The organism is Bacillus sp. WC2507 (assembly GCF_052656125.1).
On the sequence record NZ_JBQXPN010000001.1, the window covers coordinates 3347353 to 3370822 of the forward strand.

Sequence of the window (23470 nt, forward strand, 5' to 3'; positions counted from 1 at the left end):
TATGAATTTCTTCCATCTAACATACTAACTATTTCCCTTTATTCATATACTGTTCTTGTACATGCTGCATTAAATCTCTCATCTTCTTTTCAGCAGGATGCTCTTGGTTCTCTGGTACCTCTCTACCATTTGCCGAAAATTCTTTAGAACATGCTGTACGAGTTACTTCTAAGTTTGCAAGTGGAAATTCCCACGAATTTTCGGTTCTACTTCCAGTTGAAGCAAGGCGTATACAGCTAGAATCAAGCTTCGTACGCCCCCCTTCTTTATTTACTGTATAATATAAATCGTTCACTGTACCATATTTCATATCTTTTGTAGATGTAACAGCAGTACCGTCAGCTGCGAAAGTGACAACACTAAACTCTTCTTCTTTTGGTAACAATTCAGCACCAGGTACGTTGTATAAAACAATTAAATCCCCTTCATATTCTTCAGGAATTACGTAAATTGTATCAGTAGTTTCTTTACCAAAACTGATACATCCACTTAAAAATAACGTTAATATGATTCCGAAACAAAATGTACTTTTCTTTACAACGTAGTAAATTCTTCTATCCATTTAAATACGCATCCCAATCATAGTCTTCAATCTTATAGAATCTACCTTTATCATTTCTTTCATATGCACATAAAGGTGGTTCCTCAAGAAATTTTAAAATAGAATCATCTATATTCAATATGACTCCAACTGAAATAACTTGAAAATTTTTAGGATCATTTACATAGTCATCACTTTCATAGCCACTTAATATTGACCAACCAGAGTCGCCTTCTTCTCTCGAATCCTCTTTAAGCATAAAGTTAAATTCTCTTTTTTCAAGTACATCATTACTAACAATTACCTTCGTATCAAAATAAAAATCCCAATCTTTTGAAGCTGGATCCTGATATTCCGTATCACATATATTTTGAATTCCAAATGAAATTTCATCACCTATTTTTAAATTTAAACGATACGGATTATTATTGAGTTTCCCTACAAACTTCTTCTCATTTCTTTCAGTGATTACTACCCACATTCTTTCGCCATGAAACCCATCTTCTTCCTCATTTTTAGATACAAAAATTAGCTTCACCAAATCTCCAACCTTTAATTTCTCCAACACTTCTGAGCTAGGTAGATAGAAAGTATATGGTGCTCCTTTATTTAATTCATAAACATTATCTAAGTACCAAGACATCTTTTTCTCTCCTTAAAAGCTTTTTACACTCATATTTTTAAAATAACACTATTTTTTCTTCCGGCAAACTACTACCATAGAATAGCAGTCTTCCCCTAACTCATTTCCTTCCCAATCATTATATATATGTAATAATTCAAAACCATTCGCTACTAATAATCTTTCTAACTCCTGCGGATACGTATAGCGAAGATCAATTGTTGTTTTCATTTCCTCTACTATCACATCATCCTCATAAAACCTTCTTGTTGTTATATAGTGCTGTATTTGCTGAATTGAATCGTATGTCATTTCAGTATATAAATCACATTTTCTTCCCTTTTCATCACTAATAGTTGTCCAGTATTCTTCTGTAAATGGTTGTATTAATTCTTCTTTAGAAGGAAAACGTGTATCAAATATAAATATACCATTGTCAGCTAAAACATGATGTATAGATGTTAATAACTTATTTTGATCTGTATTCGTAAGAAAATGCTGAAATCCATGGCCAACCATAAATGCTAACGGAATCATTTCATCAATGCTTAATTGTAAACAGTCTTGTTGTAACCATTTAACCTTATTACAATTCTTAGCTTTTTTCTTTGCTTCAGCAAGCATCCCTTCATGTATATCTACACCAATCATTTGATACCCGTTTTCTATAAAGGGAATTGTAACTCTTCCTGTTCCACAAGCAATATCTAGAATCCATTCATTTTGTATATTTAGTCTTTGTGCCCATGATAGTAAAAACGGAAAATCTGACAAACTTTTATTTTCTACATCATATCGTTTTGGATTTTCATATTCAGATAGACTCCATTTTGTTTGCAAACTTATTCCCCATTTCATATTTCCACTTAATTTTATATATAAATTATAACGAATTATTAGTTTTTTCTCTATAATCAAACACAATTACTTGGACTAATCTAACTTTCCTTTTCGTAAGCTAAAAATAAGTGGAAGAATCGGAGTGTGATACTATGGAACGATTATGGATTCCAATGATTGTTACGTTTTTTTCATTCGGTGGATTACTATTAGGCGGTGCTGTTGGCATTGCTACTCGCCAGCTAATTGAAGAAAAAATGCATCGTTTATACGCCTTATGTGGCGGAATTTTGCTCGGTCTATTATCCCTTGAAATTATTCCTGAAACCTTTACAAGCTATGAAATAATTGGGCCTATACTTGGTATAGCTATTGGTATTTTAGTTATGAGCTTATTAGATAACTATTGTCATCATCCAACGATACATAAAAAAGATCAACAAGCATGGCAAACTTTCCTTTTTCTTTCTTTTGCTATATTTATTCATAATTTGCCGAGTGGCTTTGCTTTAGGTACAGCTTTTATTAATCATGCTGACTCTGCCATTCCTTTTTTAATAGCAATTGTAGTTCATCATATTCCAGAAGGATTAGCTTTAATTATCCCCTTTCTCTTTACAAAGCATAAATATATTTCATTTTTATTAACAACTCTATTACTTTCTCTTATTCTCGGTACTGGTACTGTTTTTGGTATTTTGATGGAAGGAAAAGCCCTACATTTACAAGGGCTGATTATGGGGAGTGCTATCGGTTCACTTGGCTATGTAACAATTCATGAAATGCTTTGGAAAGCTAAGAAACAGCTCTCTTCCCTTTCATTTTTAACATGGGCAACTAGTGGATTTTTACTAATAACAGTATTTACACTATTTACTGGTCATCATTAAAACTAATATATTTTATCATTTGTATATTTTTCCTTTTTCTTCAAAACATAATAGTATCTACCTACTTATAAGGAGGAAAAATTATGTTTGGAAAAACAGCCGGTGAAGCACTAGTTGACCTATTAATTGACTGGGGAGTAGAACACATATACGGAATGCCTGGAGATTCCATCAATTCTATTATTGAAGCTTTAAGAAAAAAACAAGATAAAATCAAATTCATTCAAGTTCGCCATGAAGAAGCTGGTGCATTAGCAGCAGCTGCCTATGCTAAGTTAACTGGAAAACTCGGCGTTTGTATGGCAATCGCAGGGCCCGGTGCTATTCATTTATTAAATGGTTTATATGATGCCAAACTCGATAAAGCCCCTGTTCTAGCAATTTCAGGCCAAGTAGAAACAGATTTACTCGGTACGGATTTTTTCCAAGAAGTAAACTTAGAAAGATTGTTCGATGATGTCGCGGTTTATAACCAGCGCATTATGTCAGCAGAACAGCTACCTGCTGTCGTAAATCAAGCGATTCGAATGGCTTATACGAAAAAAGGCGTATCTGTTCTTACAATTCCAGATGATGTTCCGAAATTCGAAGTAAAAAGTGGTGCTCGTGTTACAAATACTTCTTTTACATTACCTGAGTTATTTCCGCAAGAGGAAGATTTACATGCTGCCAAACTCGCAATAAATGAAGCGAAAAAGCCTGTTATTTTAGCTGGAAAAGGTGCGAAACATGCGAGAGAATCCTTACTTTCATTTGCAGAACATATTGGTGCTCCAATCGTACTTACATTACCAGCTAAAGGAATTATCCCTGATGAACATCCACTTTGTATTGGTGGATTAGGATTAATTGGAACGAAACCTTCTTATGAGGCAATGAAACATGCGGATACTTTAATTATGGTTGGTACTTCTTATCCGTTCACTGGTTTCTTACCTGAAAAAGCAAAAACAATCCATATCGATACAGATCCTGCCCAAATCGGAAAACGTTATGCCACAGATATCGGCTTAGCCGGTGATGCTGATAAAACATTAAAATGGTTAATTGAAAATGTAGAAAAACACGAGGACCATTCCTTCTTAGAGCATCATCAAGAAATGATGAAAAAGTGGGAGGAAAAATTACACGATCAAGAAGACGATACTTCTACTCCAATTAAGCCACAACGTGTTATGCATGCACTGCAACAAGTAGCTCATGATGATGCAATATTATCAGTCGATGTCGGAAATGTAACAGTATGGACAGCAAGGCACTTCCGTATGACAAACCAGCAATTTATTATTTCTAGTTGGCTCGCAACTCTTGGCTGCGGTTTACCTGGAGCACTTGCTGGAAAAATTGCTTTCCCGGATAAACAAGTGTTTGCAGTTTGTGGTGACGGTGGTTTTGGAATGACAATGAACGACTTCGTAACAGCTGTTAAATATAAACTACCAATCGTTGTTGTCGTTTTAAATAATAATAAAATCGCCATGATTAAATTTGAACAAGAAGTTATGGGTAATATCGAATTTGGTACAGACTTAACAAACCCTGATTTCGCAAAATACGCAGAGGCGTGCGGAGGTATTGGATACCGCGTTGAAAATTTAGATGAACTACTTCCTGCTTTCGAAAGTGCGGTAAAACAAAATAAACCATGTATTATCGATGTAGTTGTAGATGCAAACGAAGCACCAATGCCAGCAAAAATCACATTTGGTCAAGCAGCTGGTTATACGAAACATATGATAAAAGAATTATTTGAAGAAGGTAAGATTGATTTACCACCACTATAAACAAAAAAAGATAGCTGAAAACAATTTGTCTTCAGCTATCTTTCTTTATTTTTGTATCTCTTTATAGAATGAAAAATCATTCAAAGTATGTTGTAATTGTTTCTCTTCCTTCATTTCTTTATCTTTGCTCCTAGGCATTCTTACATTTCCTAGTTTGATCGCATCTTGCATACTATTACTAACTAGATTTCCCGCTAAAATTGTCATGCTATAAAAAGTAATTGGTATAAGTACAATCCATGTATGTGTAGTTAAATGGCGGAAGTTTTGACCAATTAGGCCAGTCCATTCCTTTGTTACACTATCTGCATCTAATCCAAATAATATTGTTCCTCCAAAAAACAACTTAAGTAATCCAAGATGCAAAAGAAGTAATAGTACACTTACAAATTGTTGAGCTACTAATAAAAGAAATGATGGTAACATATGCGGCCATATATGGCGCTTCAACCTATGCCACTTACTTCCGCCGAGCACAGTAGCTGCCAACATAAATTCTTCTTTCTTAATACGCTTTACTTCTTGCGCTACATACAACATAACCGTCGGTACAGCAAGACATACAAGAACTATAATTTGAAATGCCACACGCAAATATAACGGCACAACTTCTGCTCCACTATCAAACGTTAAAACTTCATTTAACATAAAATAAGAAATCATAACCATCGGTACAATACTAAAAGGATCAAAAAAGGATGAAATAACTGGAAAAGAACCTTTACCATACATACCAAGAAGTAAACCAATTCCCCCTCCAACTATAACTCGTAAAATCGCTATAATTATACTCGCTCCAACTGTCCATTTCGCTCCTTCTATTATTAACTGGAAAAGGTCGCGTCCTTTCTCATCACTTCCGAACCAAAATTTACTCGACGGTGAAAACGGAGCAGCCTCTAGTTCTCCTTTTTCGTTATACATCATCGTTAGTTCGCGAATATTCCCGTCGAAAAACAACGTATTCCCAATACTAATAACCATAAGTACACTTAAAAAAGTAACACCGATCCAAAATCTTACATCTCTTTTTGCAATTCCCCCCATATCACGCACGCTCCTTTATAACATTTTTTAAAAGCGTATGTAATATACGAAATAGTATAAAAAGCGGTACGTATAATATAATTAAACTCACCGTAAATATTTCTAATTTCGAATTTTCTTTTACAAAAACAAACATTCCATATGTATTGAAAATCCATTCGATAATATATAAATTTGAAAGCATAAATAAAATATTTGTTTTCGCATAATAAATTGTCGTCAATAAAACATTTCTTGAAATATGATGTGTCAAAATATGCCGTAAGCTTAGTCCTTTACTCTTGGCAAACAAACTATAATCTTTCTCTAATTCTTCTTTAAACCGTAACAACAAAAGTTTAATAAACAATAATGCAGTTGGTATTGTAAGACATATAATTGGTAACAAACGTATCCTTTCTTCCCCTAATCCAGCCTGTTTGACTGGCATAAATCCTGTTTTTTGAAACATAATTACGACAAGAAGCTGTGATAATAAAATAAGTAATATATCCGGTATACTCTCAAGCGTAAGAAAAATCCCGTTCCACATTTTCTGTTTCATATGAGAACGCTGCAATACCCAAACGACAAGTATATACGCTATAAGCAAAGAAAGTAAAAATGCTGATAGAAATACAATCATTGTTTCAAAATAATGAATCCATATTTGCGGAAATAGTTTTCTTGAGTCCCGAAATCCATATGTAATTTCACCCGGTTGCAGTAACTTTTCTCCAAGTAATACAATCGTGTTCCAAAAACCAATTAAATCTATTTGCAATCCCTTAAATAAACGTGGGAGCGCACCTAGACAGATTATACATAGAATTGCAGCTACTAGTTGTAAACAAGTAACCCCACACCATTTAGCAATTCGCATCAACATAACGATTTCCCCTTACCATACGATAGAATATTCAGAAACCAAAAACCACATATATTACATCTCTTCAGCTATACCTTGCACGCGTTTCTTCCCACTAGGTAAAATGGCTTGATATAAACACGTAACAAAAAATAATAAACCAAATAAAATAATAAACAACGTATCTGCACTAATCCATTTCGGGAACAACATCGCTATCGCACCGAGAGATAACAGCTGGAATCCTGTCGTTAATGGACTAAGTAAACTTTGAACACGTCCCATGAATGATTCTTCTACAATTTCATACATCCAGCCCATAATTGCAACATTAATAAACAGTAAAAAGAAAGTCGCAAAAGCGATACATACATAAAAAGACCATACGTGGTTTACAAAGTAACACATACCGAAAAAGACCCCTGAGCCTGCCATACCAAAGACAATAATAGGCTTGGGTGCATATTTCTTACCTATACTTGTTGCTACTATACTTCCAATTAGTAATGAAATCCCTCCAACTACACCACCCACCATCGCTAGACTTTCATACGTTGCTGGTGCTAATTTGTATTTTAATATGTAAGTAGTAGATATACTTAAAATACCATTTAATAAACCAAATACGATAAATCCTAAAAGTAATTTTTTTAAAGTTTCATTTTGGTATATATACTTGATCCCTCCTTGAAACTCTGTTATTAACATCTTCAAATTAACTTCCTTCCATTTTATTCTACCATTTGGCAAACGCACTTTTTCTGGAATGGAGATCGTTTGAATCAAAACACCACTCATAATAAAAGTGAGCGTATTTACTAAAATACTCCCGTATATTCCAAAAGTCCAGTACACCATCGTTGCAATTCCTACACCAAACAAAGCATACAAACTATTTACCATTTGATTCACACCTGCTGCTGCACCGTATTGGTCGGATTCAACTACTCCCTGTATCATCGACTGTTCTGATGGGGAGAAAAATTGTATACATGCATTTTCCAAAAATAAAAATATAAAGACGAGTATAATCATCCCGTAATAAAGCGAAATTAGGATGCCGATATTACATAGCGAACAACATATGTTACTTACCGTACAAATACGTTGTCTATCAAAACGATCCACTACTGTCCCTACTAATAGAAAAAAGATTAATGCAGGTAATGCCATCATAATTTGTGTCATCGTTGCGTAAACTGGTTGTTTTCCGTATTGATCTAACAAGTAAAACATTAAAGAAATTCCAGCAATCATAGAACCAAGTCGCTCTAAAATATTTGCTAGAAAAAAACGCGCATACACTTTGTTGCGAAATAACTGTAGCATTTCTTTCATACTTCATACCCTTTCTATCGACAAGATTTTATTGTTTCAGTCATTTATTGGAAGTTATATTATCTTTTTCGACCATTATTCAATCTTTTCCTTCTGTATAGAGAACATTCAAAAAAAGACTCTTGTTTTTTTATACAAGAGTCTTTTTTATTTAACTTCGCTTCATATAATGATATATCTCGCTAACTTTTTTAATTCTCTATAGTTCGGATACACTTTATTTATTTTACGAATGTATCGGACATCCACTCATAAAATTTTTCTTTCTCTTCAAATTGTGGATAATGAGCTGATTTCTCAAAAGTAATAAATTCTTTTTGATCTGCTTCAATCGTATCAAAATATGTTTTTGCTGCATGAAATGAAGTGTTATAGTCATATTTCCCCATGAGAAAATAAAACGGTAGCTTTAGCTTAGTTACTTTAGTAGGCAATGGATTTTTCAAATCTTTTTCCAATAATACAGTTTGAGAATGTGATAATCCAGCGTTATAGCGAATTACGTCTAACAAGTTATATTCATTACTGAATAACATCCCGATATTATCACCATCTGGATTTTCAATGAGCCTTGATGTTCCACCGTATTTCGCAACATACTTTCGCGGAGTGTATGTATCGCCATTTTTAATTTTTTCAGTCAACCCTTTTAAATATGCAACTTCATCTTCATTCCCTGCATTTTTTGCTTGGTCAATTACAAAATGTAAACTATCCATTTCACTTTCTACTGTATCACTCATCTGCCCTATGCCAACATATGCTTCGTATTTTTCAGGGGCTTTATTGGCAGCTTGCATTCCGATATATGTACCGTAAGAATGACCAATTAATATTACCTTTTCTTTGCCGAGACGTTTTGAAACATAATCTGTCATTGCTAATAAATCCTCTACTAGTAGGTCTGATGAAAGGTTCGAATAATCTTCAAAGAAATGATACGATTTCCCACTTGCTCTTTGATCGTAATTAACAACTGTGAATTTCTCCTCCAATACGTCTTGGTATTTTTGAGCATATGGTATTTCTGAAGTACCTGGTCCACCATGTACAAAAATAATGACCGGATTGTTCTTATCTTTGCCGCGTATCATTATTTCATGACTACTTCCATTAATCTCTACCTATTCTAACGTACTTATACTGATTTTCCCTTTTATTTGCGAGGTCCATGTAGGAAATACTAGTGCTACAATTAATAATAGTGTAGTGATGGCTCTAATATATTTCATTAATTTTTTCACCTTCTTCATAATTCGTTTCCTTTCTTTTAAATTTATAAAAATATCAATTTAGTTCTGTAAAACTACCTGAAAATAATATGAATATATAACAATTGCTCTCTCTAATTTCATCTTAACCTTTTGTACATTCTTAATATCCCATACACTTCTTAACTTTCCACTACATAACCCCTTAATATTCCCTTAATTTTCAATACATTAATAATAGGAAGGTTTGGTCACAATGTATTACAAATAAAAAGAGTCCTTGTTTTCTAAACAAGGACTCTTCTCTTAAACTATTTCGCTACTTCTTCTTTCGGCATTACCATACCTTTATAAAGTTGGACTGTTATCCAGTAATAGATGAAATAAATGACTAAGAAGATCCCAATCGGCACCCACACTTTTACAAACGGGTCAACTAATATAAAGCTGAATAAGTTTAGCCCTACTAACACGTGGGAAATTCCAATAATCGCTGGGAAGATAAATAAATATGAAATTTCTTTATATATACTTTTGGTTAACATACTACGTCTCACACCGATTTTTCGTAACATTTCATAACGGCGTACATCACGAGAAGCACCCGTTAATATTTTGAACATAAGCGAACTTGCCATCATTGCTAAAAAGGCAATTCCGAGGAAGAATCCCATAAACATTGTTCCACTCATGAAACTGTTCATAAACTGATAAATTGTCATTTTCGTAAATAAGTCTACTTTTGTACCTGTTGTTTTTTCAATTAATTCTTTTTGTCTCTTATCTATATCGAGCAACAATGGTTTATATTTTTTCATATCGTCTACTTTTGCTAATGTTACACTATGCTCTGTTCCTTGAATTCCTTTATAATGCTCTTCGTCTGCAATTCTTACAGGTTTTCCGTTAAATTGATTATGTGTAATTTGTATTTCTCTTACAACTGCATCTTCCCAATCTTTTGGCATGCGAGGAAGCTTATTCGCTGCTTCGGGAGCTTCCAAAGCAGAATAGACAGGTTCAGTTAAAGGTTCAGCCACACGTTTACGAACAGGCTCTTTTAAAGTTTTTGTATCAAAGTGATCGGAAACAAGTGGTGGTTTCGCAGTTAAGTCATTACGTAAGTAATACACCGCTTCTCCGTCTACTTTATACTTGTACTTGCTTTCTTCAACAATTTCCATTTCTTTTAAGGCCGCTTTGTCTTGTTCATTTGGATCATGAATTACGACATCATATACTCGTGAGAAGTCTGTCATAATACCTACATTTTTTTGGAACGCCATCCCTGCAGTCATGGCACCTGCTCCTAATGCAATTAACATTGCTACAGTACCTAATACTCTCGATAAACTATTTACTCGAAAGCGTAACTGTGCATATGTAAAACTATTTAAGCCCGTTTCATTTCGTTTTTTATTCCCTTTAATTTTCATCACAAAAAATGGGAGCAACGAACTAAAGATAAAATATGTTCCAAGTGTTGTAACGATTGTCGCTATTATAAAACCGATTTCAGCAAACATTTTTATATTTACCATAAAATAGTATCCTGTACTTACTAGTAATACACCAAGTACAGTCATTATAATAATACGAGTTTTACTTTTCTTCACTTCATCTAGTGTTTCATCTTCACGAATTAACTCTAGTTCTGTTTTACGTAATAACCGAACACTATTCATTAATCCGGTAATAAAAAATAGTATTAAAAAGAAAATAGCTGTAACTAAGATTGCTGGTGTATATACAGATGAGTAACTACCTTTCGCTGAAATCTCCATTCCATTCATTAAAAAGTTTCCTGCTACACTTGCTAGTAACATCCCTACTAAAATCCCGATAATAATACTGACAATACCCATACCGAATGTTTCAATAAATAATAACTGTGCTACTTTTTTCTTTTTCGCTCCGAGCATCATGTACATACCGAGTTCTTTTCTTCTTAATGTGAGTAAGAAAGAATTAGCATATATAATATAAAATACAGTAATGAAAGATAATAGTATGGCACCTACCCAGAATACGAGTCTAATACTACTAATAAGACTATTATCCTTTGTAAATTCACTATTCATTGCCATCGTTTGGAACATGTAGAAGATACTAATACTAATAACGAGACCAATAAGTAAAACCATATAATCTTTTAACATCTTTTTCATACTATGACGTGATAATTTAAATAACATAGTCTCGCCCCCTACTTAGACTCAGCAGCTGAGCCCATATGAGCGAGCACACCTAAAATGTCTTGATAGAAACTTTCTCGCGTTCCTTGACGCTTTAATTCTTTATATAGAAGACCATCTTGAATGAATAAAATACGCTCACAGTAACTCGCACTAAATGCATCATGTGTAACCATCAAAATACTTACATTGTGATTTTCATGTAAATCTTGCATCGCTTCTAATAAGCTTTTTGCATTTTTACTATCAAGCGCTCCTGTCGGTTCATCTGCTAATACGATTGCTGGATTATGTACTAAAGCTCGTGCTGCCGCTGTTCTTTGTTTTTGCCCACCAGAAACAGCAGTTGGATATTTTGTTAAAATTTCAGTAATCCCTAATTTCTTCGCGACCTCATTTACCTTTCCCGTAATCTCACTTGAAGGTACGCCTTGCAGAGAAAGTGGTAAAGCAATATTTTCATAAATTGATAAGTTTTCAAGTAAGTTAAAATCTTGAAAAATGAATCCTAATTTTTGAGATCGAAAATCAGATAAAGCATTCCCCTTCATAGAAGTAATATTTGTACCAGCTATTGTCACACTGCCACCTGTTGCTTGATCCAATGTACTAATCACATTCAATAAAGTCGTTTTTCCAGATCCAGAAGGCCCCATAATCCCGACGAATTCCCCTTCTTTAATACTTAATGACACACCCCTTAATGCTTTTGACTGATTCTCATTTCTTTTCCCATACGTTTTTTCTACACTTTCTACAGTAACTACATTTGTTGACATCTCTTTCACTCCATCCCTTTTGTATAAAGTTAATTTCTCACATATTTCTTATTTTTTTCTCATGTAAATCCTTAAGAGTTTTTAAATTTTTCAAACAAAAAGAGTTACACGGGGACCATGAACCTTTTTCCTACTTCATATTCTCATTTTTCTACAACTCGTTCCTTCGATTTCGCTTACATTTACCTTACATTTTTGTAAGGTAAATAATATTACAGACCAATTCATAAGGGGACTTTCTATATAATGAGAAAAAATTTTTATTTTTATCAAAATGAATAGGATATATAAATAACAATAATAATAAAATAAAAAACAATATAATTTTATTTTAAAACGATAAATTGTATGATAAAATCATGTTGTCATTAAATAAATGAGGTGCTTTTTATGAAACTAGTTACAACACTCTTTTTAAAGTTAGCTATTGTTTTTATAGGTATAGTAGTTCTTGCATTGTGCATATTTTTAGTGCCTAAAATCGGGAATTTTGCTGGAGAATTATATCCAGATATTGCTTTTATGAAATCTCTCGTTTTAATCGATATGTATGTAGCAACAATACCTTTTTACTTTGCTCTGTATCAAGCTTTTAAACTTTTAAGCTATATCGATAAGAACAAAGCTTTCTCGGAATTATCAGTAAAGGCTTTAAAAAATATAAAATACTGTGCCCTCACGATCGGTACCTTATACTTGCTAGGTATGCCACTTTACTATCTCATGGCAAAAAAAATTGACCCTCCAAGTTTTATACCAATTGGATTGATCATTATTTTCTCCTCTATCGTGATTGCTGTTTTTGCTGCAGTTCTCCAAAAACTCTTACAAGAAGCCATTCGTATAAAATTAGAAAATGCTTTAACAGTCTGAAGTGAAATATATGGGAATAAATGATGAAAGGATAGCGATTAAGCTATCCTTTCATCATTTATTATGGTTCTTTCATTACTTTAAATTCAGTAATACATGTTAAAGGTGTGTTTTATTATTCATCTCTATTTCTTATTTTTTATTTCCTCTTTCATATTTTGCACAAACTCATCTAGTCCAATCACTTCTGACTTGTCTTCACCGTATTTACGTACATTTACAGATTCGTTCTCCATTTCCTTATCCCCAATAACAAGAACATAAGGAACTTTTTGCATTTGCGCTTCTCTTATTTTATATCCTAACTTTTCATCTCGAACATCTCGTTCCACACGAACGCCAGCTTGTGCTAACTTATCTGCAACATCATCTACGTATTGTACATGAACTGCATTCGAAACTGGAATGACTTTCACTTGAACTGGTGCCACCCAGGCTGGGAACGCGCCTCCAAAGTGTTCAATTAATATAGCTAAGAAGCGGTCTAAAGATCCTAATACTGCTCGGTGAATGACAACTGGTCTTCTCTTTTCATTCTTCTCATCTATATAATTTAAATCAAACTTCTCTGGCATTTGGAAATCTAGCTGGATTGTTCCGCACTGGTGACTTCTATTTAAAGCGTCTTTTATATGGAAGTCGATTTTCGGTCCGTAAAATGCACCATCACCTTCATTTAGTCTATATTTATAATTCAATGAATGTAATACATTTTCTAGTGCCGCCTCTGCTTGCTCCCATAACTGATCATCACCCATTGAATCTTCTGGACGAGTAGAAAGCTCTACTTCATATTCGAATCCAAAAGTTTTATAAACGTAATCAATTTGCGCCATTACGGATTTAATTTCATCTTCAATTTGTTCTGGTGTTACAAATAAATGAGCATCATCTTGGCAGAAAGTACGAACTCTTAATAATCCATTTAAAGCCCCACTAAATTCATGTCGATGTACTTGACCGAATTCACACATGCGAATCGGTAATTCGCGATAAGAATGCAATTTATTTTTAAACATAAGCATATGTCCTGGGCAGTTCATCGGTTTTAATGCAAAACTCTTTTTGTCTACTTCAGAGAAATACATATTGTCTTTGTAATGCCCCCAGTGCCCTGACTTTTCCCATAATTCTTGATTCATCATAAATGGAGTACGCACTTCTTGATAATTGTACTCTTTTTGAATTTCTCTTAAAAATGCTTCTAATTCATTGCGGATAATCTGTCCTTTCGGCAAGTAAAACGGCATTCCTGGTGCCTCTTCAGAAAACATAAATAACTCTAATTCACTACCTAGCTTACGATGATTTCTTTTTGCTGCTTCCTCAACAAAATGTAAATACTCCTCTAATTCTTTTTGAGAAGAGAATGCAACACCATATATACGCTGAAGCACTTGATTGTTACTATCCCCTCGCCAATATGCACCTGAAACGTGAGTTAATTGGAATGCTTTCAAATAGCCTGTTGACGGTAAATGTGGTCCTCTACATAAATCTACAAATTCACTTTGTTTATAAAGTGTTACACTTTCCTCATTAGGAATCGCTTCTAAAAGTTCTAATTTCAAGTGATCGTTCATTTCTTGAAACAATTTTTTTGCTTCTTCTCTTGAAACCTCAACTCGTTCTATTTTTACATTTTCATTTATAATCTTTTTCATTTCTTTTTCGATTTTCGGTAAATCTTCTACGTTTACACTACTCGGAAGATCCATATCATAATAAAATCCATTTTCAATAACAGGCCCTACACCGAGGTTTACATTACCATACATTCTCTTTACAGCTTGCGCTAAAATATGTGCCGCAGAGTGTCTTGCAATTTCTACACCTTCATTTGAATCTATAGTAATGATTTCCACTTTCGCATTTTCTTCAATTTTTCGGCGTAAATCATATAACTGATCATTTACCTTTCCTGCGACTGCTTTCTTTTTCAAACTATTGCTAATCGAACCTGCAATTTCTTCTAAAGTAATTCCTTTTGTAAATTCTTTAACGCTTCCATCCGGAAATTTCATTTCAATCATCTGTTCTTTCATTTTTCATCTCTCCATTTCATAATAAAAAGCACACTCATCCCTAAAATAGGGACGAGTGTGCTTATACCCGTGGTTCCACCCAGATTCCCATCGTAAACATACAATGGCTTCTTTTACGGTAACGTCGTTTACACGGCACTAGATACTTCATTTCCCTAGTGCAGCTCTAAGGTGGTAAGTTATTTTTCTGCGTTAGGAAGTTCTCAGCTTTCCTTCCTTCTCTGTATAACCGGGTAAAATAACTCGTGTCCTTTTCTTCGCTTATTATGAAATTGAATGCAAAAAAGCATATTCATCCCTAAAATAGGGACGAATATGCTTATATCCGTGGTTCCACCCAGATTCCCATCACAAAATGCAATGGCTTCTTTTGCGATAACGTCGCTTACACGGCACTAGATACTTCATTTCCCTAGTGCAGCTCTAAGGTGGTAAGTTATTTTTCTGCGTTAGGAAGTTCTCAGCTTTCCTTCCTTCTCTGTATAACCGGGTAAAATAACTCGTGTCCTTTTCTTTGCTTTTAAAAGTACATCCATTAATTGTTATTTACTATATCTTATTCATTTTATTATTGCAAGTGTTTAAAAAAGTTTTTTTATTTTAAAAAAAGAAACCAAAAATAGATTTTTGGTTTCCCCTTCACAATTTTACCAATCTTGTGGTTCGTAATTTAAGTCTGAAAATAGACGTCGTTTCTCTTTTTTCGATAAATCTCTCCACTGTCCGACTGGTAAATTATTCAACTCAATATTCATAATTCTAGTACGTTTTAACGTGTATACTTGATAACCTAAAGCTTCACACATACGACGAATTTGGCGATTTAGCCCTTGTGTTAAAATAATTTTGAACTCATATTTTGATAACTGTGTGATCTCACAAGGAAGCGTTTTCGTTCCTAAAATTTTCACACCAGCTGCCATTTTCTCTAGAAAATCAGGTGTAATTGGCTTATCTACAGAAACGATATATTCTTTCTCATGTTTGTTTTCAGCACGTAAAATTTCATTAACGATATCACCATCATTCGTTAACAAAATTAAACCGTCTGAGTCTTTATCAAGACGCCCAATGTGACTAATTCGTAAAGGATGATTCACTAAATCGATAATGTTACCTTTTACAGCTTTTTCACTTGTACATGTAATACCTACTGGTTTATTTAAAGCGATATATACGTGATCTCGAGCAATACGAAGTTGCTCTCCATTTACGCGTACATCATCACCTGGATTTACTTGGTCACCAATTTTTGCAACCTTACCATTAATAATTACTCTTCTCTCATTAATTAATTTATCTGCTCCACGTCGAGACGCTTTTCCAGCTTCACTAATAAATTTATTGATACGCAAATTAGGCACATCCTTTTCAAAAAAATTCAAGCTCACACTGCTTCTACCGTACAATACAAAAGGGTAAGCCTTCTATTATAACTTAAATATATTAACATGAAAGGGTATATAACGTCTTCTATTAATTACTCGTTTATAAGAAAATATCTTTATTATACATTCATTTATGCACGTTTTGTACACTTAATATACAAGCCACTCTTCCTTACATACAGCTTGTTTACCTCTTATATCTGCTAAATCTTCATGAATATTCGCTAGTTTATACAACTTAGGGAAAATCTCATCTACATAATTTTGATGCGCCATTTCATCTTTCCAATAAGTTAACACGATATAACGATTTTCAGTTTTTAAAGACTTCCCAATAACGCCACCTAACATCCCTTTTGCATTTTCCATTCCTTTATTCCAAATTGTTTCTTGTTTATGTAAAAAATACTTTTCTTTTTCCACCTTTACATCACATATAGCAACTCTAACGAATGATCCTTCTGTAACAACGTCTTTCAAAGGCGTATCAGTAATATCATACAACGTTTGAAATAGTTCAATTTCACATGAAAGAAACGTATCCTCTTGATTACTATTTACATAAATGGTATCGTGAGCACCATTCATAAATGATTGATACGCACCCCTATCATTCCATAAAGTAAATACACACGCCTCATTTTCATTCCATCCACCGAATTGTCCATGAAAACCATCTAGGTGCTGTATATCACGCCATTTTTCTTGCGCACTTGAAAACAATTCCTTTTTCTCTTCTTCCACCTTACAGTAGATTGTTTTTAGTAGCATTTCTAATTCCCCCTTATGATATAATTTATCTTACTCTTACATCCTTTTGTTTACATAATATTTTTATAATCACCTAAATACTCTTTATACACATATAGAATTAATCATATTTATCCCTAAATCCATCAAACCATTTATCTGATTTTATTTCAAATAATTCAGAATACAAAAAAGTTGTAATCCTTACCAAATTACAACTTTAGCTAATCTCCCTTATTCATCTTTTGCTCAAATAAATAATACGTAATTTCTCCCGGATAATGTAATACAGTTACCTTACGCTCCCCTTTTTTAAAAGTAACAGTATGCCCGTTTTCCCCTAAGTCTTCCCATCCACTTACCTTTTTAATAGGCATTACACTTATATATTTATAATCCTCTTCCTTATTATCGTTAATATGGATTGCTGACATTGGTACTGGAAAATCTTCAATTTTAGATTCTTTGTCCAGATATATGAGTACAAATAAGCCAACTAATAACATAGTCATTGAAATATTTAAAACTAGCTTTCTTCTATTCATTTTTACTAAAAACCCTCTTTTCTCACATATTACTTTCATCATTTTACTAATCTTAGTTATTTATGTATATAAAAAATATAATTAAAATTAATTACATACTATATTCTCTACCAACAATAATATTATTGTTGTATATTATAATTAAAAGATGTTTATTTTTGGAGGTATTACCCATTGAAAAAATTATTTTTTAATAAATGGACAATAGTTATTTCTATTTTTATTATTACCAGTACGATTTTCTACACAACTAAAGATAAAAATAATAACGAAAAAACTACCGCAGAAACAATTGATACAAAAACTTTTAAATCTAAATTACAACCAAAAATTGATGAATTAACTACAAATTATAATGAAATCATCGAAAAAAATTGGTTGCCTGCCTGGGAAGAGATTAACACGAACGGAGATTCAGTAGACAGAGATAAACTATTAGTTACAATGACTGCTGTTTCCAAGCAATATGAAAAAATTATAAATGAAATAGATACTTTGAAAATTAATGAAAATATATCGGAAGTACAAATACAAGAACAACTAGTTTATTTCACAACAGAATTTAAGACTGCTTCTACATTTATGAAAAACGCAGCAGATTTAATTATAGACAGCGCAAATAACTCAACTCCATCCAATGAAACAATTGAAAATACTAAACATGTTTTAGGACTTGCAGATCAACACATTGTTCTCGCTTTATCTACTTTAAATGAAGTTGAAGATAAATTAGGACTTTCGAAAAAATAGAATTCTTTACTATTTTAAAATAAAAAATGATTGCATTTCACTAAATGTATATCTATAATGTTTTTATTGATTCTATACGCAATCAATGCGTATAAGTTATTAATTTTATAATTCGGATGAACCATTCAGGAGAAGATCTATTGATCTACCGACGGGGCAAAAAGTTGCTGAATCAACTTTGAAACTCTCAGGTCTTGGTTACAAGTAGAACTGCATGGGGACGAATCTCTGGAGAGACTCCCTCTCGCTTTCATATAGCGCGGAGGAAAACGAGCGCCGAAGGAGCAAATCCGCTATTTTAGCGGATAATCTCTCAGGTAAAAAGGACAGAGACAAGCGAAAGAAAATGCCGATTTGTATCGGTTTATTTTTCTATCCCTTGTTTCTCCAGAGACCATTTCATTTACTTGAAGTGGTTTTTATTTTTTCTAAATAAAGGAGAATACAGATGGAGACAGTAAGTAAAGTATTAGAACAAATCAATCACTATGTGTGGGGATTACCAACGTTGTTGTTACTCGTTGGTACTGGTATCATTCTCACAGTGCGTTTAAAAGGTTTACAGTTTAGTAAACTATTATACGCTCACAAACTAGCTTTTAAAAAATCAGAAGATACATCTTCCTCTGGAGATATTAGCCACTTCCAAGCACTTATGACAGCTATGGCGGCAACGATTGGTATGGGAAATATAGCTGGTGTTGCAACTGCTGTGACAATCGGTGGACCCGGTGCGATCTTTTGGATGTGGATTACTGCGTTGTTCGGGATGGCAACAAAGTATGCCGAAGCAATTCTTGCAGTGAAATACCGTGTTAGCAATGAAAATGGTGAATATTCAGGTGGACCAATGTACTATTTAGAACGTGGTTTAGGTAAGAAATGGCTTGCTGTTTTGTTCGCTATATTTGGTACAACTGCTTCTTTCGGTATCGGTAATATGGTGCAATCTAACTCAGTTGCAGAGGCAATGCGAATTAATTTCTCTTTCCCCCCTGCTTTAACTGGTATAGTAATGTCGTTTTTAATCGCCATTGTTATTTTAGGCGGTGTTAAAAAAATCGGGAAAGTGACAGGATATATCGTTCCTATTAAAGCTTTCTTTTATATCATTGCTGGTCTTATTATTATTTTCTATCACTACGATCAAATTCCAGAAGCATTTTCACTTATTTTTTCTGGTGCATTTAATGGTACTGCAGCTGCTGGTGGTTTTATCGGTGCAACAGTTGCATCAGCTATTCAAATTGGAATGGCGCGCGGTGTATTTGCGAACGAAGCTGGTTTAGGGAGTGCACCAATTGCCGCGGCGGCTGCAAAAACAGATTCACCTGCAAAGCAAGCTTTAGTTTCAATGACTGGTACTTTTCTAGATACGTTTATTGTATGTACCATTACAGGACTAGTATTAATTACTACAGGTGCATGGAAATCTGGTAAAACTGGCGTTGAAGCTACCACACTTGCGTTCCAATCTGTATTCGGTACTGCAGGTAGTATGATTCTCGGTATCGCGATTATATTATTCGCCTACTCTACTATTTTAGGGTGGTCGTATTACGGAGAGAAATGCGTGGCTTATTTATTTGGAGAAAGTGCTGTTAAATATTATAAAGCAATCTTTATCGTCATGATTGCTATTGGTGCGAATTTAAAATTAGGCATCGTATGGACATTCGCTGATATTGCAAATGGACTTATGGCGATTCCAAACTTAATTGGTCTAATTGGATTAAGCGGTATTGTTGTTGCTGAAACGAATCGCTTTTTACAAGCAGAGAAATTGAAAGAAAGTCATAAAAAACAGGCAAGTTAATCACTTTAAAAAGGAATGGCTCATTTAAAATAAGCCATTCCTTTTTTTCTCTATTTCAATTCCTTTCCCTTCTGAACCATATGTAAATACAGTACAAAATCCATCATAGTCGACGAATGACCAAGTTGACGAATCATTGCTGTTATATTTCCTCTATGATATGTACCATGATTTACGACGTGTTGCACTAATTCTAAAATTGAAGTATCTAGTGTCCCTGCATATGGATTCTTGATAACAAATACAGCATTCACGTCTTGTATTGTAATTAAAAAGTCTCTATATTGATTTGCCATGTTTTCAAACATTTTTTCTAATTCATGTAACGATTTAGTTTCGATTTGTTTTCGTAAATTTTCTCGGTCTTGTATTGCTTCATTCATACTTTTACCATGTAATATGTGTAGCCACACTTGATCTGTAATATAAATATGCGCAAAAGTATCCTTAATTGATGGAAATACACTCTGTATCTGTTCATTAAAAATAGTCTCATAGTTTGGTAATTCTTTTAGTCGATTGAATAAACGTATATTAGCCCAAGCATGATAATCCACCTGTTTTAACATGTACTCTTTCAATCGAAATCGCCTCCTTATTGTATGAAACGTATGGCTTGTTTCTTCATTTCCGATTCTCTATCAGCTTTTGCAATTCCTTTTTCTTCAATTTCACGTTTATTTATAGTTTTATACTTTACATAAGTAAAGAATTCTTTTCTAAATGGAAACGGTGTAATCCGAATTGTTTCCTCGTCCACCCATTCAGCTTGAATAGGTTTCTCTTCCTTACTATTAAACATTTCTGTTCCCTCAAAACCATCTTTAAACAAATCAATTTCATCTTTCTTTTCTACACCTGGTTTATTCATACAGACATATAAAGAAAGTTCATCGCAAAACTTTAATAATCTATAATGTTTATCGAACATCGTAAATTGTTCTTTTGTTAGCGTTGTCAATATTCTTTTTTGCCTTTCCAATTCCCCTGTATAAAATGACATCATCTCTTCATCTTCCTCATTTAATGGAAATGATAAAAAATGCTTACTACAAAGTAATGCTCCGTATGGATTTGAATCTTCAATTTCATTCAAACCAATCGTATAAAAGACAAAGCGTAATGAACTTGGACAATCCATAAATGTATATGGGACATTTTTAGCATCATTCAAAATTGGTACTTTATCAAGTTCTATCCAGCCTCTATCATGCTCATATATTGCATCAATTGTCTCTTTTAAGTATGTGTTATCTTCAAAAAAATCTTCTTTTATATGCTTCGCAATCTCTCCAGCTAAAAAACCATGATCATGTTGACGAATTAATATACTTTCTTTCTCATCCTTTTCACGAAAAATCATCCGTATACTCCCCCTCATCCTCATATTACAGCGTTTTCTATGCATCAATTCTTAATTAATCCCTAATTATTAGCAGGGATTCAGTTTCCTGCAACGAAATTAACATAACTATATAGCATTCTTTCTAACAATATAAATAGTTTTATCTTTACTATCCATTATACTAAATCATTCATTCCAAAAAAATTTTTTATGAGGTGAAAACATGAACAAAACAGAATTAATTAAAAATGTCGCACAATCAGCTGATATTTCTCAAAAAGATGCTTCTGCGGCTGTACAATCCGTTTTTGACACAATTGCTACTGCATTACAATCTGGCGATAAAGTTCAATTAATCGGATTTGGAACTTTTGAAGTGCGCGAAAGATCTGCTCGTACAGGACGTAATCCACAAACTGGCGAAGAAATTCAAATCGCTGCTGGTAAAGTTCCTGCATTTAAAGCAGGTAAAGAGTTAAAAGAAGCTGTGAAATAAACAAGAAACCAGCCATTTTATAGGCTGGTTTCTTGTTTTAATTTAGTAATTCCTTTATATTCTCTGCATGATACACTTCACAAATATAAAATATACATTTGCAGTTACTTACAATTTGATATTTTCTTGTTGGATACACATTCGCCGAAACAGAGCATCCATCAAATAATTCAATAATATTTCCAGAAGGCTGATACCCTTCGTATAATACGTTTCTTCTTACTTCCATCTTTTCTATAAGTGTTTCAACTGGAATGTTTCCATTCTCTAATTCACTCTTAATTGTATTGGGTAAAAACGAAGTGTCCGCAAAAATTAGATTTTCAGATAACACTTTTCCTTTATAACTAACATGCGATACACGGTAAAGAAATGTTCCGTTTTTATCAAAGAAATTCTTTGCTTCTCTCGGGATGTACTGTCTATCAAGTACCTCTTGTTCGAGAACATCAAACTGAACTGTATCATTTAAAAGCTTTTCTAAAGCATGAATAGATGATGTATCTCCAGAAAATAAAATATTTTTAATTGCTTGTACATTATAAGTGAATTCATTTGTTCTATTTTCCGCCACTAACATGAGGAACACCTCTTCTATAAGATATTTTATTAAACTTATTTATAATTTAAAAGCGCTACTGCGTCTAACTGTGTGATTTCAGTTACTTCTTTACTAAATATTGCAATTGAAGCCATATAATCTACACTTGGCCTTATATCTTCCATCATTGTATTTTCTACTAATTCCTGTCTATCCTTAAAAACCAACAAATTTGGAGGATCATTTGGAGCTGATACAGTAATATGCACTGGCGGAATCATTAATCCTTCACCTGTCGCTTTTAGTACTGCTTCTTTTCGAGTCCAATATGTTAAAAAACCTTCTATTCGCTTTTCATTAGATAATTTCATTACTTGTGCTATTTCAATCTCTGTTAATACGCCCTCTGCCATTTTCAGAACATCTACATTTGGATTCATTTGTTCCACATCAACACCAACAAGTGCTGACTTTGTAAATGCAACAACTACCCAATCCCCAGAATGTGAAACAGATAACTGCGGCATTCCTTCTGGTAGTTGTGGTCTGCCATGTTGCAACTTACATACTGGGCACATTCGATTAATCGGTACTTGAACTGGCGACATAGAAAGTATCTTTCCAAGAACTAATCTACTAATTACGCATCCTATTATAAAACGGGCACGATCTGCCGAGTGGTGGTATGAATTTGCTTTCTCTCGTTCAACATCATTTAGTAAATTGTAATGCCATGATTGTAAATCCGAAATTCTTCCCCACCATATTTGACAATCATTCTCATTCAAAGTTGGTATAGAATCTACAACTTTCCTTTCAATCATGTA

The 23470-nt window shown here is 33.5% G+C and carries 22 protein-coding genes, 1 pseudogene, 1 riboswitch and 2 other annotated features; of the genes and pseudogenes, 6 read left to right on the top strand and 17 right to left on the bottom strand.

The genetic code is table 11. The features are described from left to right. Positions 1–28: 28 nt before the first annotated feature. Genes ACUN28_RS17800 through ACUN28_RS17810 form a run of 3 tightly spaced genes read right to left on the bottom strand, consistent with a single transcriptional unit; the run spans position 29 to position 2021 of the window. A complete protein-coding gene (locus ACUN28_RS17800; protein WP_016087937.1) occupies positions 29–562 on the bottom strand; it encodes a DUF6843 domain-containing protein in 534 nt (177 codons plus the stop codon). After that, entirely contained in the window at positions 555–1184 is a 630-nt protein-coding gene (locus ACUN28_RS17805) for an immunity protein Imm33 domain-containing protein (RefSeq protein WP_016087938.1), read from the bottom strand. Before ACUN28_RS17805 ends, ACUN28_RS17800 begins: the two co-directional genes overlap by 8 nt. A 48-nt stretch (positions 1185–1232) precedes the next feature. Continuing rightward, entirely contained in the window at positions 1233–2021 is a 789-nt protein-coding gene (locus ACUN28_RS17810; protein WP_033659689.1) for a class I SAM-dependent methyltransferase, read from the bottom strand. A 134-nt stretch (positions 2022–2155) separates the two neighbouring features. On the opposite strand from ACUN28_RS17810, the gene ACUN28_RS17815 reads away from it, so the two are divergent. Together ACUN28_RS17815 and ACUN28_RS17820 are read left to right on the top strand one after the other, a co-directional pair. Then, positions 2156–2893: a ZIP family metal transporter gene (locus ACUN28_RS17815; protein WP_016087940.1), complete on the top strand. Its 738-nt coding sequence runs from the start codon at positions 2156–2158 to the stop codon at positions 2891–2893. Positions 2894–2976: 83 nt separating this feature from the next. Further along, positions 2977–4677, top strand: coding sequence for a pyruvate oxidase (locus ACUN28_RS17820; RefSeq protein WP_016087941.1), 1701 nt, complete (start codon positions 2977–2979; stop codon positions 4675–4677). A 45-nt stretch (positions 4678–4722) separates the two neighbouring features. Here the strand turns inward: ACUN28_RS17820 and ACUN28_RS17825 are convergent, their stop codons facing one another. From ACUN28_RS17825 to ACUN28_RS17850, 6 genes and pseudogenes are all read right to left on the bottom strand, one after another. Beyond that, positions 4723–5724: an ABC transporter permease subunit gene (locus ACUN28_RS17825; RefSeq protein ID WP_016087942.1), complete on the bottom strand. Its 1002-nt coding sequence runs from the start codon at positions 5722–5724 to the stop codon at positions 4723–4725. A gap of 1 nt (position 5725) precedes the next feature. Beyond that, a complete protein-coding gene (locus ACUN28_RS17830) occupies positions 5726–6592 on the bottom strand; it encodes an ABC transporter permease subunit (RefSeq protein WP_016087943.1) in 867 nt (288 codons plus the stop codon). 54 nt (positions 6593–6646) lie between these two features. Continuing rightward, on the bottom strand, positions 6647–7909 hold the full coding sequence (locus ACUN28_RS17835; RefSeq protein WP_016087944.1) for an MFS transporter: 1263 nt from the start codon (positions 7907–7909) through the stop codon (positions 6647–6649). Positions 7910–8130: 221 nt separating this feature from the next. Continuing rightward, a pseudogene (locus ACUN28_RS17840) lies at positions 8131–9162 on the bottom strand (alpha/beta fold hydrolase). A gap of 269 nt (positions 9163–9431) precedes the next feature. Next, positions 9432–11315, bottom strand: coding sequence for an FtsX-like permease family protein (locus ACUN28_RS17845; RefSeq protein ID WP_016087947.1), 1884 nt, complete (start codon positions 11313–11315; stop codon positions 9432–9434). Between the two features lie 11 nt (positions 11316–11326). Further along, positions 11327–12094, bottom strand: a complete 768-nt coding sequence (locus tag ACUN28_RS17850; protein WP_000106430.1) for an ABC transporter ATP-binding protein — start codon at positions 12092–12094, stop codon at positions 11327–11329. 390 nt (positions 12095–12484) lie between these two features. Between ACUN28_RS17850 and ACUN28_RS17855 the strand changes: the two genes are divergently transcribed. Continuing rightward, positions 12485–12967 (top strand): DUF2975 domain-containing protein, encoded by a 483-nt coding sequence (locus ACUN28_RS17855; RefSeq protein ID WP_016087948.1) that lies wholly within the window; start codon positions 12485–12487, stop codon positions 12965–12967. Positions 12968–13092: 125 nt separating this feature from the next. Here the strand turns inward: ACUN28_RS17855 and thrS are convergent, their stop codons facing one another. The 4 genes from thrS to ACUN28_RS17875 all read right to left on the bottom strand — a co-directional run bounded on the left by thrS (position 13093) and on the right by ACUN28_RS17875 (position 17737). Next, positions 13093–15012, bottom strand: coding sequence for a threonine--tRNA ligase (thrS, locus tag ACUN28_RS17860; RefSeq protein ID WP_016087949.1), 1920 nt, complete (start codon positions 15010–15012; stop codon positions 13093–13095). Positions 15013–15056: 44 nt separating this feature from the next. Further along, positions 15057–15279, bottom strand: a binding site (T-box leader). 35 nt (positions 15280–15314) lie between these two features. Next, positions 15315–15536 (bottom strand) — a binding site (T-box leader). A 123-nt stretch (positions 15537–15659) separates the two neighbouring features. Beyond that, positions 15660–16367 (bottom strand): pseudouridine synthase, encoded by a 708-nt coding sequence (locus ACUN28_RS17865; RefSeq protein ID WP_016087950.1) that lies wholly within the window; start codon positions 16365–16367, stop codon positions 15660–15662. Between the two features lie 183 nt (positions 16368–16550). Next, positions 16551–17171: a YdbC family protein gene (locus tag ACUN28_RS17870; RefSeq protein WP_016087951.1), complete on the bottom strand. Its 621-nt coding sequence runs from the start codon at positions 17169–17171 to the stop codon at positions 16551–16553. Between the two features lie 203 nt (positions 17172–17374). Beyond that, entirely contained in the window at positions 17375–17737 is a 363-nt protein-coding gene (locus tag ACUN28_RS17875; protein WP_016134441.1) for a hypothetical protein, read from the bottom strand. 132 nt (positions 17738–17869) lie between these two features. Here ACUN28_RS17875 and ACUN28_RS17880 point away from each other — a divergent pair, with 132 nt between their 5' ends. Together ACUN28_RS17880 and ACUN28_RS17885 are read left to right on the top strand one after the other, a co-directional pair. Continuing rightward, positions 17870–18445, top strand: coding sequence for a hypothetical protein (locus ACUN28_RS17880; protein WP_016087953.1), 576 nt, complete (start codon positions 17870–17872; stop codon positions 18443–18445). A 218-nt stretch (positions 18446–18663) separates the two neighbouring features. Further along, a riboswitch (glycine riboswitch) is annotated at positions 18664–18785 on the top strand. A 108-nt stretch (positions 18786–18893) separates the two neighbouring features. Then, positions 18894–20261 carry an alanine/glycine:cation symporter family protein gene (locus ACUN28_RS17885; protein ID WP_016087954.1) on the top strand — a complete coding sequence of 456 codons (1368 nt, stop codon included), beginning with the start codon at positions 18894–18896 and terminating at the stop codon, positions 20259–20261. Between the two features lie 50 nt (positions 20262–20311). On the opposite strand, the gene ACUN28_RS17890 is transcribed toward ACUN28_RS17885, so the two are convergent. Then, positions 20312–20842: a DinB family protein gene (locus ACUN28_RS17890; RefSeq protein ID WP_016087955.1), complete on the bottom strand. Its 531-nt coding sequence runs from the start codon at positions 20840–20842 to the stop codon at positions 20312–20314. Positions 20843–20856: 14 nt separating this feature from the next. Beyond that, positions 20857–21624: a DUF3891 family protein gene (locus ACUN28_RS17895; RefSeq protein WP_016087956.1), complete on the bottom strand. Its 768-nt coding sequence runs from the start codon at positions 21622–21624 to the stop codon at positions 20857–20859. Positions 21625–21829: 205 nt separating this feature from the next. Between ACUN28_RS17895 and ACUN28_RS17900 the strand changes: the two genes are divergently transcribed. Further along, a complete protein-coding gene (locus ACUN28_RS17900) occupies positions 21830–22102 on the top strand; it encodes an HU family DNA-binding protein (RefSeq protein WP_001043907.1) in 273 nt (90 codons plus the stop codon). Between the two features lie 37 nt (positions 22103–22139). On the opposite strand, the gene ACUN28_RS17905 is transcribed toward ACUN28_RS17900, so the two are convergent. Together ACUN28_RS17905 and sfp are read right to left on the bottom strand one after the other, a co-directional pair. Then, complete coding sequence (locus tag ACUN28_RS17905) at positions 22140–22682, bottom strand: hypothetical protein (RefSeq protein WP_016087957.1); 543 nt, start codon at positions 22680–22682, stop codon at positions 22140–22142. 35 nt (positions 22683–22717) lie between these two features. Further along, positions 22718–23467 (bottom strand): 4'-phosphopantetheinyl transferase Sfp, encoded by a 750-nt coding sequence (sfp, locus tag ACUN28_RS17910; RefSeq protein ID WP_016087958.1) that lies wholly within the window; start codon positions 23465–23467, stop codon positions 22718–22720. Positions 23468–23470 lie beyond the last annotated feature (3 nt).

What these genes read in the sequence shown, in the direction of transcription:
- ACUN28_RS17800 (WP_016087937.1), bottom strand. Translation starts at nt 562, where the DNA reads ATGGATAGAAGAATTTACTACGTTGTAAAGAAAAGTACATTTTGTTTC.
- ACUN28_RS17805 (WP_016087938.1), bottom strand. Translation starts at nt 1,184, where the DNA reads ATGTCTTGGTACTTAGATAATGTTTATGAATTAAATAAAGGAGCACCA.
- ACUN28_RS17810 (WP_033659689.1), bottom strand. Translation starts at nt 2,021, where the DNA reads ATGAAATGGGGAATAAGTTTGCAAACAAAATGGAGTCTATCTGAATAT.
- ACUN28_RS17815 (WP_016087940.1), top strand. Translation starts at nt 2,156, where the DNA reads ATGGAACGATTATGGATTCCAATGATTGTTACGTTTTTTTCATTCGGT.
- ACUN28_RS17820 (WP_016087941.1), top strand. Translation starts at nt 2,977, where the DNA reads ATGTTTGGAAAAACAGCCGGTGAAGCACTAGTTGACCTATTAATTGAC.
- ACUN28_RS17825 (WP_016087942.1), bottom strand. Translation starts at nt 5,724, where the DNA reads ATGGGGGGAATTGCAAAAAGAGATGTAAGATTTTGGATCGGTGTTACT.
- ACUN28_RS17830 (WP_016087943.1), bottom strand. Translation starts at nt 6,592, where the DNA reads ATGTTGATGCGAATTGCTAAATGGTGTGGGGTTACTTGTTTACAACTA.
- ACUN28_RS17835 (WP_016087944.1), bottom strand. Translation starts at nt 7,909, where the DNA reads ATGAAAGAAATGCTACAGTTATTTCGCAACAAAGTGTATGCGCGTTTT.
- ACUN28_RS17845 (WP_016087947.1), bottom strand. Translation starts at nt 11,315, where the DNA reads ATGTTATTTAAATTATCACGTCATAGTATGAAAAAGATGTTAAAAGAT.
- ACUN28_RS17850 (WP_000106430.1), bottom strand. Translation starts at nt 12,094, where the DNA reads ATGTCAACAAATGTAGTTACTGTAGAAAGTGTAGAAAAAACGTATGGG.
- ACUN28_RS17855 (WP_016087948.1), top strand. Translation starts at nt 12,485, where the DNA reads ATGAAACTAGTTACAACACTCTTTTTAAAGTTAGCTATTGTTTTTATA.
- thrS (WP_016087949.1), bottom strand. Translation starts at nt 15,012, where the DNA reads ATGAAAGAACAGATGATTGAAATGAAATTTCCGGATGGAAGCGTTAAA.
- ACUN28_RS17870 (WP_016087951.1), bottom strand. Translation starts at nt 17,171, where the DNA reads ATGCTACTAAAAACAATCTACTGTAAGGTGGAAGAAGAGAAAAAGGAA.
- ACUN28_RS17875 (WP_016134441.1), bottom strand. Translation starts at nt 17,737, where the DNA reads ATGATGAAAGTAATATGTGAGAAAAGAGGGTTTTTAGTAAAAATGAAT.
- ACUN28_RS17885 (WP_016087954.1), top strand. Translation starts at nt 18,894, where the DNA reads ATGGAGACAGTAAGTAAAGTATTAGAACAAATCAATCACTATGTGTGG.
- ACUN28_RS17895 (WP_016087956.1), bottom strand. Translation starts at nt 21,624, where the DNA reads ATGATTTTTCGTGAAAAGGATGAGAAAGAAAGTATATTAATTCGTCAA.
- ACUN28_RS17900 (WP_001043907.1), top strand. Translation starts at nt 21,830, where the DNA reads ATGAACAAAACAGAATTAATTAAAAATGTCGCACAATCAGCTGATATT.
- ACUN28_RS17905 (WP_016087957.1), bottom strand. Translation starts at nt 22,682, where the DNA reads ATGTTAGTGGCGGAAAATAGAACAAATGAATTCACTTATAATGTACAA.
- sfp (WP_016087958.1), bottom strand. Translation starts at nt 23,467, where the DNA reads ATGATTGAAAGGAAAGTTGTAGATTCTATACCAACTTTGAATGAGAAT.